Here is a 12,381-nt window from a genome sequence, read left to right as displayed (position 1 = left end):
GAACGGCAAGGAGCCCCCGCCCGCCCCACCAGGGCGGACGAGGGCTCCCGAGCCGTGCGGGGGCGGGAGGCTGCTAGCAGCCGATCAGCCGCGCGCCCAGGTACGCCTTGACCTGGTCCAGCGAGACGCGCTCCTGCGACATGGTGTCGCGGTCGCGGACGGTCACCGCGTTGTCCTCGAGGGTGTCGAAGTCGACGGTGACGCAGAACGGCGTGCCGATCTCGTCCTGGCGGCGGTAGCGCTTGCCGATGGCGCCGGCGTCGTCGAACTCGACGTTCCACGCGGTGCGCAGGTCGGCGGCCAGGCCGCGGGCCTTCGGGGACAGGTCGGCGTTGCGCGACAGCGGCAGGACGGCGACCTTGACCGGGGCCAGGCGCGGGTCGAGCCGCATGCCGACGCGCTTCTCCATGACGCCCTTGGCGTTCGGCGCCTCGTCCTCGAAGTAGGCGTCGATCAGGAAGGCCAGCATGGCGCGGTTGAGGCCGGCCGCCGGCTCGATGACGTACGGGAAGTACCGCTCGCCGGACTCCTGGTCGAAGTACTTCAGGTCCTGGCCCGAAGCCTCGCTGTGCACCCGCAGGTCGTAGTCGGTGCGGTTGGCGACGCCCTCCAGCTCGGAGAACTCGCTGCCGCCGAAGTTGAAGCGGTACTCGATGTCCACCGTGCGCTTGGCGTAGTGGGAGAGCTTCTCCTTCGGGTGCTCGAAGAAGCGCATGTTCTCGGTGCGCAGGCCGAGGCCGACGTACCAGTCCCAGCGCTGCTGGAGCCAGTACTCGTGCCACTGCTCGTCCTCGCCCGGCTTGACGAAGAACTCCATCTCCATCTGCTCGAACTCGCGGGTCCGGAAGATGAAGTTGCCGGGGGTGATCTCGTTGCGGAAGCTCTTGCCGGTCTGGGCGATGCCGAACGGCGGCTTCTTGCGCGAAGTGGTCTGGACGGCCTTGAAGTTGGTGAAGATGCCCTGGGCGGTCTCCGGGCGCAGGAACGCCAGGCCGCTCGCCTCCTCGGTGACGCCGAGGTGGGTCTTCAGCATGCCCGAGAAGTCCTTGGGCTCGGTGAACTGGCCCTTGGTGCCGCAGTCGGGGCAGTTGACGTCCTTGAGGCCGTTCGGCGGCGGGAAGCCGTGCTTGGCCTCGTACTTCTCCTCCAGGTGGTCGGCCCGGTGGCGCTTGTGGCAGGAGAGGCACTCGGTCAGCGGGTCGTTGAAGGTGGCGACGTGGCCGGAGGCCTCCCAGACCTCGCGGGCGAGGATCACCGACGAGTCGAGTCCGACGACGTCCTCACGGGCCTGGACCATCGCGCGCCACCACTGGCGCTTGATGTTCTCCTTGAGCTCGACGCCCAGCGGCCCGTAGTCCCAGGCGGCACGCGTGCCACCGTAGATCTCGCTGCAGGGGTAGACGAAGCCACGGCGCTTGCTCAGGCTGACGATCGTGTCGATCTTGTCGGCGGCCACAGTGCTCTCTTCAGTACGTACGGCACGGTCAGGGCACGGCTGGTTACGCGTACCCGAATACCTCAGGTTACCGGCCATACGGGTACGTGGTTCAAATCGGTATCGTCCGCCGGCCCCCGCCCTCCGCCACCCTCCGTTCACCCGCCCGAGTGATTTGACAATCATTTCCATGTGAGATGAGAATGATTGTCATGATGATCGGACTGCCTCGACTCGGACTGTCTCGCCGGACCCGCCGTTCCATCGCCGTCGGCACCGCCGCCCTCGCCGCCTCCCTCGCCCTCACCGCCTGCGGAGGCAGCAGCAGCGCCGACAGCGGCAAGGGCAGGCTGAAGGTCGTCGCGTCCTTCTACCCGATGGAGTTCCTGGCCCAGCAGATCGGCAAGGAGCACGTCGCGGTCACCGATCTGACCGCCGCCGGCGTCGAGCCGCACGACCTGGAGCTCACCGCCAAGCAGGTCGGCACGGTCCAGAAGGCCGACGCGATCGTCTACCTCAAGGGCCTTCAGCCCACCGTCGACCAGGCCGTCGCGCAGTCGTCCAGCAAGCACAAGATCGACGCCACCGCCGCCGGCCCGCTGGTCGACCACCACCTCGACGAGGGCACCGAGGACGGGGCCCACGGCGCCGAGGCCCACGGGGGCGACGGCCACCAGCACGAGGGCCCGGCCGGCGACCCGCACATCTGGCTCGACCCGACCCGCTACGCGGCCGTCGCCAAGAACGTCGGCGAGGAGTTCGCCAAGGCCGACCCGGCCCACGCCGAGGACTACCGGAAGAACACCGACGAGCTGGTCACCAAGCTCACCGCGCTCGACCAGGAGTTCCGGGCCGGCCTGGAGTCCGCCACGACCAGGACCTTCGTCACCAGCCACGCCGCGTTCGGCTACCTCGCCGACCACTACGGCCTCACCCAGGTCGCGATCAACGGCGTCGACCCGGAGTCCGAGCCCACCCCGGCCCGCCTCGCCGCGGTGCAGAAGGCCGCCAAGGACAACGGCGTCACCACGGTCTTCTTCGAGACCCTGGTCAGCCCCAAGCTCGCCGAGACCGTCGCCAAGGACCTCGGCCTCAAGACCTCCGTCCTGGACCCGCTGGAAGGCGTCAAGGACACCTCCAAGGACGACTACCTGACCGTGATGAAGCGGAACCTGGCCAACCTCCAGGCTGCCCTCGGCACCCCGGGCACAACCGCCTCGGGCGCAACCGCCCCGGCCACGACCGCTGCGACCGCGACCGCCCCGGCCGGCACCACCCCCGCCGGGACCGACGTCACCACCCCCGCCCCCGCGAACTGACGGGACCGAGCACCATGACCGACCCGATACCCCCGGCCGTCCGCCTCCGTGACGCCGTCGCCTCGCGCGGCGGCCGGCCGGTGCTGCGCGGCGTCGACCTCACCGTCCGGCCCGGCGAGGTCGTCGCCCTGCTGGGCGCCAACGGCTCCGGCAAGTCGACCACCGTCAAGGCCGTGATCGGCTCCGTCCCGCTGGAGCAGGGCACCCTGGAGCTGTTCGGCACCCCGTACGGCTCCTTCCGCGCCTGGCACCGGATCGGGTACGTCCCGCAGCGCACCACCGCCGCCTCCGGCGTCCCCGCCACCGTGCGCGAGGTGGTCTCCACCGGGCGGCTCCCGCAGCACCGGCTGCTGCCCTTCCGGCGCAAGGACCGCGAGGCGGTGGACCGCGCGCTGGCCGCCGTCGGCATGCTGGAGCGGGCCGGGGACGGCGTGGCCGACCTGTCCGGCGGCCAGCAGCAGCGGGTGCTGATCGCCCGCGCCCTGGTCGGCTCCCCCGACCTGCTGATCATGGACGAGCCGATGGCCGGCGTGGACGCCGCCAGCCAGCAGGTGCTCGCCGACACGCTGCGCGCCGAGGTCGGGCGCGGCGCCTCCGTCCTCCTCGTGCTGCACGAACTCGGGCCGCTGGAGCCGCTGATCGACCGCGCCGTGGTGCTGCGGGACGGCTGCGTCGCCCACGACGGCCCGCCCGTGCCCAACACCGGCCTGCACGCGCTGCCCGGCCACGACCACGTCCACCCGCACGCCGACCTGACCCCGCCGAGGCTGCTCGCATGACCGAGATGCTGTCCTACGACTTCATGCAGCGGGCGCTGCTCGCCGCCGTCCTGGTCGGGATCACCGCCCCGGCCGTCGGCATCTACCTGGTGCAGCGCCGCCAGGCACTGATGGGCGACGGCATGGGCCACGTCGCGATGACCGGCGTCGGCCTCGGCTTCATCTTCCAGACCAGCCCGGTCTGGATGGCCGTCCTGGTCTGCGTGCTCGGCGCCGTCACCATGGAGCTGGTCCGCTCGCGCGGCAACCAGCGCGGCGACATCGCCCTCGCGATGCTCTTCTACGGCGGCATGGCCTGCGGCAAGCTGCTGGTCTCGCTCTCCGCCCAGGCCGGGTCCGGCTCCCTGGAGAGCTACCTCTGGGGCTCGATCCTCACCGTCGCCCCCGCCGACCTGGCCGCCATCGCGGTGCTCGGCGCGGTGGTCATCGCGGTCACCGTCGGGCTGCGCCGCCAGCTCTTCGCGATCTGCCAGGACGAGGACTTCGCCCGGGTCACCGGCCTGCCGGTGCGCACCCTGAACCTGCTGCTCGCGGTGATGGCCGCGGTCACCGTCACGGTCGCCATGCGGGTGGTCGGGCTGCTGCTGGTCAGCGCGCTGATGGTGGTCCCGGTGGTCGCCGCCCAGCAGCTCACCCGCTCCTTCGCCGCCACCCAGGCCGCCTCGATCGCACTCGGCGTGGTCGTCTCGACGGCCGGCGTCACCGGCTCCTACCACCTCGACGTGCCCTCCGGCCCGGCCATCGTGCTGCTCGCCATCGCGGTCTTCGCGGTGTTCAGCCTGCTCGCCGCGCCACTGGCCCGACGGCGCCACCGCGGCGCGGGCGAACAGGGACCGAAGGTCTGCGACGTCGAACTGCCGGAGCAGGCCGTCTCCGGGCCCGCCGACACGACCACCCCTGGGCGACGGGCCGGGCTGGCACAATGATGTGCGAGACGCCCACGACCCCAGGAGGACCCACGGTGACCACCGCAGGCCCGTCGCCGCGCGCCCGATCGACCCGGCAGCGTGCCGCCGTCTCGGCGGCCCTGGACGAGATCGCGGACTTCCGCAGCGCACAGGAGCTCCACGACCTGCTCAAGCACCGCGGGGACTCCGTCGGTCTGACCACCGTCTACCGCACGCTCCAGTCGCTCGCGGACGCCGGTGAGGTGGACGTGCTGCGCACCGCCGACGGCGAGGCGGTCTACCGCCGGTGCAGCAGCGGGCACCACCACCACCTGGTCTGCCGGCACTGCGGCGCGACCGTCGAGGTGGAGGGCCCCGCGGTGGAGCGCTGGGCCAACTCGGTCGCCGCCGAGCACGGCTTCAGCGACATCGCGCACACCCTGGAGATCTTCGGGACCTGCGCGGAGTGCGCCAAGAAGGCCTGAGCCGCGGACCCGCGCGTGCGCGACGGAAACGGAGAAGGACCCACCGGGCAGCCGGTGGGTCCTTCCCGGTCGGGTACGCCCGTCAGCGCTGGGACGGCACCGGCGCGCCGACCTCGTTGGGGATGGCCCCGCCGAAGCGCCGGTCGCGCATCGCGAACTGCTCGCAGGCGCGCCACAGGTCACGGCGGTCGAAGTCCGGCCAGAGCACGTCCTGGAACACGAACTCGGCGTAAGCCGACTGCCAGAGCAGGAAGTTGGAGGTGCGCTGCTCGCCGCTGGGACGCAGGAACAGGTCCACGTCCGGCATGTCCGGGTGGTACATGTACTTGGCCAGGGTCTTCTCGTTGACCTTCTTCGGGTCGAGCTTCCCGGCCGCGACGTCCTGGGCGATCGCCTGCGCCGCGTCAGCGAGTTCGGCCCGGCCGCCGTAGTTGACGCACATGTAGAGCGTGACGGCGTCGTTGTCCTTGGTCTGCTCCTCGGCGACCTGGAGCTCCTGGACGACGCTCTTCCACAGCTTGGGCATCCGGCCCGCCCAGCGGATCCGCACGCCCATCGCGTCCATCTCGTCGCGCCGGCGGGCGATGACGTCCCGGTTGAAGTTCATCAGGAACTTCACCTCGTCGGGCGAGCGCTTCCAGTTCTCGGTGGAGAACGCGTACAGCGAGATGTTCTTGACCCCGAGCTCGATGGCGCCCTTGAGGACGTCCAGCACCACGGACTCGCCGACCTTGTGGCCCTCGGTGCGGGGCAGCCCGCGCTCCTTGGCCCAACGGCCGTTGCCGTCCATCACGATGGCGACGTGGTCGGGGACCAGCTCGCCGGGGAGCTTCGGGGGCTGTGCGCCGCTGGGGTGCGGGGTCGGGGGGACGTACGTCCTCTGCTTGCCGCCGCCGAAGAGCCGTCGCGCTGCCATGTGCTCACTTCTCCACGTATCTCATCGAGCGGATGCCCCGCTCCAGGTGCCACTGCAGATAGGCCGCGACCAGGCCGCTGCCCTCCCGCCAGTACCGCGGCTCGCAGGCATCGGCCGTCTGCCAGTCCCCTGACAGCAGCGCCCCGAGCAGTACCAGTGTCTCAGGGGAGGGTACGGCACATCCGGGCACTCGGCAGTCCCCGCAGAGCACCCCGCCCGCGGGGAGGGAGAAGAAGCGGTTCGGCCCCTCCAGGCCGCATTTGGCGCAGTCGGTGAAGCTCGCGCCGTACCCGTTCACCGCGAGCGAGCGCAGCAGGAAGGCGTCCAGCACCAGGTGCGACTCGTGCAGCCCGGCCGCCAGCGTGCGCAGCCCGCCGACCAGCAGCAGGTACTGCTGGACGGCCGGCTCGCCCTCGTTCTCGGCGAACCGCTCGGCGGTCTCCAGCATCGCGGTGCCGGCCGTGTAGCGGCCGTAGTCGGCGACGATCGGGCCGCCGTACGGCGCGATGGTCTCCACCTGGGTGCAGAGCGGCAATCCGCGGCCGATCAGCTCACTCCCCCGGCTGAAGAACTGCACGTCCACATGCGAGAACGGCTCCAGGCGGGCGCCGAACTTGGACTTGGTCTTCCGCACCCCGCGCGCCACCGCCCGCACCTTGCCGTGGTGGCGGGTCAGCAGGGTGATGATCCGATCGGCCTCGCCGAGCTTCTGCGCCCGCAGCACGACGCCGTCGTCCCGGAAAAGACTCATGGGGACCATTGTCCCCCACCGGTCCCCGGCGCCGGACAGCCGTGTTGCCCGCACCGGCGGCCGTGGGGGAGACCGCTGCGGTGCGGGTCACGGCGGGCCCGGGGTGGGGGATCCAAGGCCCGTTGTGGGGGATTCGGAGGTGGTCTGCGGATTCCGGAGGTCCGGACGGCGCTCGGCGGCGAGCACTGAGGGGCGGGCGATGAGGTGCGGGCGGTGCTTCGAGCGGTGCTTCGGACGAGCGGGCGGACGAAGGGGCCGCGCTACTTGTACGGGGCCCTGGCCGCCGCCTCCAGCAGCGCCCCGACCCGGGACTTCGGCAGGTCCAGGCAGCCCCCGACCGCGGCGAGCGCGTCGCGCTCCTGCGGCAGGTAGCGCCCGTCCGCGAGCGCGATCGCCGCGCCCTGCAGCAGCAGCCTCTCCCGGCCGTGCTGGGCCAGGTGCGGGGTGAGCGGTTCGAGCACCGCGTGCAGTTCGACGGCCAGGCCGCCGGACAGCCCGCGGGCGTCGTGGAGTTCGTCGCCGAGCCCGGAGAGCGCGGCGAGCGCGGCCAGCACCTGGGCCTCGCCGCAGTCCTCGAACCCGGCCTCGCGCACCGCCGCGCAGGCGGCGTCGCGGGCCGCCCGGTGGGCGGTGCCGCCGGCCGCGAGCAGGGCCAGCGCGACGGTGTACTGGGCGTCCCGCAGCATCGCGCCGAGGCGCACGCTGGTGGGCTGCTCCAGGCTCTCGACGCCGTACCGGCCGTGGCAGCTGGTGCACTGCACGCTGCCGATCACGGGACCGAGCGGGACCACCGGGGTCCCCAGCAACCGCAGCCACCGCCGGCCGTGCTGCCGACGGTAGTTGCGGTCCCCGCCACAGCCCGGGCAGAAGAAGTCACCGAGAACGTCAGTCCGCCACCGCGGGCGAACACCCCACAACCTGGTCACGGCGCCACTCCCCAGACATGGCAGGCGGCCTGCTCGACAATGGGCAGGTCACGCGACCGGACACCGAGGCCGTCCCACCGACCCGGCTTTCCGGTGGATCGATGTTGCCACGGTTACCGGCACGTGTCAGTACCTCGAACGGCTTCCGATCCGAAAAAATGTGGCGCAGGACACAACGCCAGGCTGACGCGGCGAAGGGCCGTCCCACGGGACGGCCCTTCGCACACCACCCGTTCGAATTAGCCGCGCTGCGAGCGGTTGACCGCGCTGATCATCGCCTTCAGCGAGGCCAGCACGGTGTTGCCGTCGATGCCCACGCCCCACAGCACCTTGCCGTCCACCGCGCACTCCACGTACGCGGCGGCCTGGGCGTCGCCGCCCTCGCTCAGCGCGTGCTCGGCGTAGTCCAGGACGCGCACGTCCACGCCGATCCGGGCCAGCGCGTCGGCGAAGGCCGAGACCGGGCCGTTGCCGGCCCCGGCCAGGGTCACCGGGGCGCCGTCCAGCAGGGCCTCCGCGGTCAGCGCGTCCCGGCCGTCCTCGGTGGTCAGGGTGCGCGAACCGCTCAGCGCGATCCGGCCCCACGGGTTGTCGGGGGTCGGCAGGTACTCGTCCTCGAAGACCCGCCAGATCTCGGCCGGGCTGACCTCGCCGCCCTCGGCGTCGGTCTTGGCCTGGATGATCCGGGAGAACTCGATCTGCATCCGGCGCGGCAGGTCCAGCTTGTGGTCGTTCTTCAGCACGTACGCCACGCCGCCCTTGCCGGACTGGCTGTTGACCCGGATGACCGCCTCGTAGGTGCGGCCGACGTCCTTCGGGTCGATCGGCAGGTACGGCACGCCCCAGGTGTGCTCGCCCACCGGTACGCCCGCCGCCGCGGCGTCCGCCTCCAGGACGTCGAAGCCCTTCTTGATGGCGTCCTGGTGCGAGCCGGAGAAGGAGGTGTACACCAGGTCGCCGGCGTACGGGTGGCGCGGGTGCACCTCCATCTGGTTGCAGTACTCGGCGGTGCGGCGCACCTCGTCGATGTCGGAGAAGTCGATCTGCGGGTCGATGCCCTGCGAGAACAGGTTCATCCCCAGCGTCACCAGGTCGACGTTGCCGGTCCGCTCGCCCTGGCCGAACAGGCAGCCCTCGATGCGGTCGGCGCCCGCCATGTAGGACAGCTCGGCGGAGGCGACGGCGGTGCCGCGGTCGTTGTGCGGGTGCACCGACAGGCAGACGAACTCGCGGCGGGACAGGTTGCGCGACATCCACTCGAACTGGTCGGCCTGGACGTTCGGGGTGGCCCGCTCGACGGTGGCGGGCAGGTTCAGGATGATCTCGCGGCCCTCGCCCGGCTGCCAGACGTCCATGACCGCCTCGCAGACCTCCAGCGCGAAGTCCAGCTCGGTGTCGACGAAGATCTCCGGCGAGTACTGGTAGCCGAAGACGGTGTCGTCGCCCAGCAGCTTCTCCGCGTACTCCATCACCAGCCGGGTGCCGTCGGTGGCGATCGCCTTGGTGGCCGCCCGGTCGTTGCGGAACACCACCCGGCGGAACAGCGGCGCGGTCGCGTTGTACAGGTGGACGGTCGCCCGCGGGGCGCCGACCAGCGCCTCCACGGTCTTCTCGATCAGCTCCTCGCGGGCCTGCGTCAGCACCGAGATGGTGACGTCCTCGGGGATCGCCCCCTCCTCGATCAGCGACCGCACGAAGGCGTGGTCGGTGGCCCCGGAGGAGGGGAAGCCGACCTCGATCTCCTTGTAGCCCATCTTCACCAGCAGGTCGAACATCATGCGCTTGCGGGCCGGCGACATCGGGTCGATCAGCGCCTGGTTGCCGTCCCGCAGGTCGGTGGACAGCCAGCGCGGCGCCTTGGTGATCACCTTCTGCGGCCAGGTGCGGTCCGGCAGGTCGACGGTGCCGAACGGCACGTAGCGCCCGTACCGCATGCCCGAGGGCCGCTGGCGCACCGAGGCGGCGGTGATCGGGGTGGGGCGGTCGACGAAGGGACGGCCGGCGGGAACGGACGCGGCGGAGTTCTGCTCGGTCATGGAGGTGACTCGGCTTCCTGTGATGCGTGATGCGGGCGGGTCGGGAGTGGTCGACACTGGTCGACACCGACTGGCCGGCCTCGGCTGCCGCTCGCGATACACCGTCGGATCGCCGATCGCGCGCACAGTCCGTTCCCCGCGGCGAGGGTGCCGGCCCGGTGGACTACAGGCCCTCGACGCGGCAGCTAAGAAGAAGCAGCCCGTTGCGCATGATGGCCCCAGCGTAACCCAGCGCCGCGCGCCCCCGAAGTGATCCGGGCTTCCGTTCCACCCCTTGAGACGTCGACCGGTCACGTCGAGGGAGGTGACAACCGGTCATCGAGGCCTCACCCTGGGCCACATGACTGCAGCAGTACCGCTCTGCACGATCGTCCCGCCGTACGTCCTGGACCACCTCGCCGAGGCCGGTCACGAACCCGCCGTCCACTCCCTGGCCCTCGACGCGGCGCACCGCGCGGCCCGGCTCTCCCCGCCCCCGCCCGTCGCCGCCGCCCCGGGCCTCGACCGGCGGATCTACGACGCCGGCCACGGCCAGCGGCTGCCCGGGCGCAGCGTGCGCACCGAGGGCCACGGCGCGTCCTCCGACGGCTCCGTCAACCACGCCTACGACGGCCTCGGCGCCACCTTCGCGCTCTACGCCGACGTCTTCGGCCGGCACTCGATCGACGACCGGAACCTGCGGCTGGACGCCAGCGTCCACTACGGCCGCAACTACGACAACGCCTTCTGGAACGGCCACCAGATGGTCTTCGGCGACGGCGACAACGTGGTGTTCGGCGACTTCACCGCCTGCATCGACGTCATCGGCCACGAACTCACCCACGGCGTCACCCAGTTCACCGCCGGGCTGGACTACCAGGACCAGCCCGGCGCGCTCAACGAGTCGGTCTCCGACGTCTTCGGCTCGCTGGTCAAGCAGTACTCGCTGCACCAGGGCGCCGCCGACGCCGACTGGCTGATCGGCGCCGGGCTGCTCGCCCCGGGCGTGCAGGGCGTGGCGCTGCGCTCGATGAAGGCGCCCGGCACCGCCTACGACGACCCCCGGCTCGGCAAGGACCCGCAGCCCGCGCACATGCGGGACTACGTGCACACCTCCCAGGACAACGGCGGGGTGCACATCAACTCCGGCATCCCCAACCACGCGTTCTACCTGCTGGCCACCGCGCTCGGCGGCTCGGCCTGGGAGCGCGCGGGGCGGATCTGGTACGACGCGCTGACCGGGCGCACGCTGCCCGCCGACGCCGACTTCACCGCCTTCGCCCGGGCCACCGTGGCCGCCGCCAAAGCCCGCTACCCCGACGACCGGTCGGTCGTGGACACCGTCACGGCCTCCTGGGCGCAGGTCGGGGTCAGCCCGGGGTGACCCGCCGTCCGGGGCCGGTCCGGGGTCGGCCCGGGTCGGCCCTCCGGGGCCCGCCCGGAGCCGCGGGCGGCGCGCCTGAAGGGTGGTTGAGACCGGGTTGAGGCGGGCTTAAGGTCACGGTCCGGGAAAAGCCCGGCAAACCCCCTCCCCGCGTAGCACCATGGACACCATGCGCATCCAGGTGACCAGGACCGGCGGATTCGCCGGGCTCGTCCGCCAGGCGGAGATCGACACCGCCGACCGCACGGACGCCCCGCACGTGCACGCACTCGCCCGCGAGGCCGTCGCGGGCGGGCTGCGCACGCCCTCGTACGGGGTGCCGGACGGCTTCCACTACGAGATCACCGTCGACGGCCGGTCGGTGTACTGCGCCGACCCGAAGCTCACCGACTCGCAGCGCGAGCTGGTCTCCCTGGTGCTGCGCGAGGGCGCGTAGCACGCCGCGTACGGCCGGAGACGACGGGGGCCCGCCCGGACGCGCGACGTCCGAACGGGCCCCGGGCCTCCCGAAGGCTCGAACTCCCCTGCGGGAGCCCGGAGTCAGAAGCCCAGCTTGCGCAGCTGCTTGGGGTCGCGCTGCCAGTCCTTGGCCACCTTGACGTGCAGGTCCAGGTAGACCGGCGTGCCGAGCAGGGCCTCGATGTGCTTGCGGGCGGTGGTGCCGACGTGCTTGAGCCGCGAGCCCTTGGCGCCGATCACGATCGCCTTCTGGCTCTGCCGCTCGATGTAGACGTTGGCGTGGATGTCCAACAGCGGGCGGTCCGCCGGGCGGCCCTCGCGCGGCAGCATCTCCTCGACCACCACGGCCAGCGAGTGCGGCAGTTCGTCGCGCACGCCCTCCAGCGCGGCCTCGCGGATCAGCTCGGCGACCATGATCTGCTCGGGCTCGTCGGTGAGGTCGCCGTCCGGGTAGAGCTGGTCGCCCTCCGGCAGCAGCTTGGTGAGCAGGTCGGCGACCAGTTCCACCTGCTTGTCGCCGACGGCGGAGACCGGGATGATCTCGGCCCACTCGAAGCCCAGCTCGACGCCGAGCTGGTGGATGGCGATCAGCTGCTCGGCGAGGCGCTTGGAGTCGACCAGGTCGGTCTTGGTGACGATGGCGACCTTCGGGGTCTTCTTGATCCCGGCGATCTCCTTGGCGATGAACTTGTCGCCGGGGCCGATCTTCTGGTCGGCGGGCAGGCAGAAGCCGATCACGTCGACCTCGGCCCAGGTGGTGCGGACCAGGTCGTTGAGGCGTTCGCCGAGCAGGGTGCGCGGCTTGTGCAGGCCGGGGGTGTCGACCAGGACGAGCTGGGCGTCCGGGCGGTGCACGATGCCGCGCACGGTGTGCCGGGTGGTCTGCGGGCGATCGGAGGTGATCGCGACCTTCGTCCCCACCAGGGCGTTGGTCAGGGTCGACTTGCCCGCGTTGGGCCGGCCGACGAAGCACGCGAACCCGGAGCGGTACGAGGAGGAAGGGGCATTCATGGGCTCCATTCTCC

The 12,381-nt window shown here is 71.5% G+C and carries 12 protein-coding genes; 6 read left to right on the top strand and 6 right to left on the bottom strand.

Annotated elements, in window-relative coordinates; all coding sequences use genetic code 11:
• Positions 1-73: 73 nt before the first annotated feature.
• Entirely contained in the window at positions 74-1,456 is a 1,383-nt protein-coding gene (locus ACFWP2_RS00300; RefSeq protein WP_030233601.1) for a glycine--tRNA ligase, read from the bottom strand.
• Positions 1,457-1,647: 191 nt separating this feature from the next.
• Here ACFWP2_RS00300 and ACFWP2_RS00295 point away from each other — a divergent pair, with 191 nt between their 5' ends.
• From ACFWP2_RS00295 to ACFWP2_RS00280, 4 genes are read left to right on the top strand one after another with little or no spacing between them, the layout of a single operon-like run.
• Positions 1,648-2,754, top strand: coding sequence for a metal ABC transporter substrate-binding protein (locus tag ACFWP2_RS00295; protein ID WP_380446619.1), 1,107 nt, complete (start codon positions 1,648-1,650; stop codon positions 2,752-2,754).
• 14 nt (positions 2,755-2,768) lie between these two features.
• Entirely contained in the window at positions 2,769-3,533 is a 765-nt protein-coding gene (locus tag ACFWP2_RS00290; RefSeq protein ID WP_224279480.1) for a metal ABC transporter ATP-binding protein, read from the top strand.
• Positions 3,530-4,459 (top strand): metal ABC transporter permease, encoded by a 930-nt coding sequence (locus ACFWP2_RS00285; protein ID WP_380446615.1) that lies wholly within the window; start codon positions 3,530-3,532, stop codon positions 4,457-4,459. Before ACFWP2_RS00290 ends, ACFWP2_RS00285 begins: the two co-directional genes overlap by 4 nt.
• A gap of 35 nt (positions 4,460-4,494) precedes the next feature.
• The gene (locus tag ACFWP2_RS00280) at positions 4,495-4,905 is read left to right on the top strand and encodes a Fur family transcriptional regulator (protein WP_189918013.1); all 411 of its coding nucleotides are present in this window, start codon (positions 4,495-4,497) and stop codon (positions 4,903-4,905) included.
• Positions 4,906-4,987: 82 nt separating this feature from the next.
• Here the strand turns inward: ACFWP2_RS00280 and ACFWP2_RS00275 are convergent, their stop codons facing one another.
• From ACFWP2_RS00275 to leuA, 4 genes are all read right to left on the bottom strand, one after another.
• Entirely contained in the window at positions 4,988-5,821 is an 834-nt protein-coding gene (locus tag ACFWP2_RS00275) for an isoprenyl transferase (protein WP_380446612.1), read from the bottom strand.
• Between the two features lie 4 nt (positions 5,822-5,825).
• The gene (gene recO, locus ACFWP2_RS00270) at positions 5,826-6,572 is read right to left on the bottom strand and encodes a DNA repair protein RecO (protein ID WP_380446610.1); all 747 of its coding nucleotides are present in this window, start codon (positions 6,570-6,572) and stop codon (positions 5,826-5,828) included.
• Between the two features lie 260 nt (positions 6,573-6,832).
• Entirely contained in the window at positions 6,833-7,498 is a 666-nt protein-coding gene (locus ACFWP2_RS00265) for a TerB family tellurite resistance protein (RefSeq protein WP_380446607.1), read from the bottom strand.
• Between the two features lie 239 nt (positions 7,499-7,737).
• A complete protein-coding gene (gene leuA, locus ACFWP2_RS00260) occupies positions 7,738-9,534 on the bottom strand; it encodes a 2-isopropylmalate synthase (RefSeq protein WP_380446604.1) in 1,797 nt (598 codons plus the stop codon).
• Positions 9,535-9,874: 340 nt separating this feature from the next.
• Between leuA and ACFWP2_RS00255 the strand changes: the two genes are divergently transcribed.
• The gene (locus ACFWP2_RS00255) at positions 9,875-10,897 is read left to right on the top strand and encodes a M4 family metallopeptidase (RefSeq protein ID WP_380446602.1); all 1,023 of its coding nucleotides are present in this window, start codon (positions 9,875-9,877) and stop codon (positions 10,895-10,897) included.
• Between the two features lie 169 nt (positions 10,898-11,066).
• On the top strand, positions 11,067-11,333 hold the full coding sequence (locus ACFWP2_RS00250) for a protealysin inhibitor emfourin (RefSeq protein ID WP_360340422.1): 267 nt from the start codon (positions 11,067-11,069) through the stop codon (positions 11,331-11,333).
• A gap of 104 nt (positions 11,334-11,437) precedes the next feature.
• Here the strand turns inward: ACFWP2_RS00250 and era are convergent, their stop codons facing one another.
• Positions 11,438-12,367, bottom strand: coding sequence for a GTPase Era (gene era, locus ACFWP2_RS00245; protein WP_380446599.1), 930 nt, complete (start codon positions 12,365-12,367; stop codon positions 11,438-11,440).
• Between the last annotated feature and the right edge of the window lie 14 nt (positions 12,368-12,381).

Origin of the sequence: Kitasatospora sp. NPDC058444 (genome assembly GCF_042721415.1) — a bacterium.
Taxonomy (GTDB): domain Bacteria; phylum Actinomycetota; class Actinomycetes; order Streptomycetales; family Streptomycetaceae; genus Kitasatospora.
Note: the sequence above shows the minus strand (reverse complement) of the source record. Positions and strands in the feature narration are given on the sequence as shown.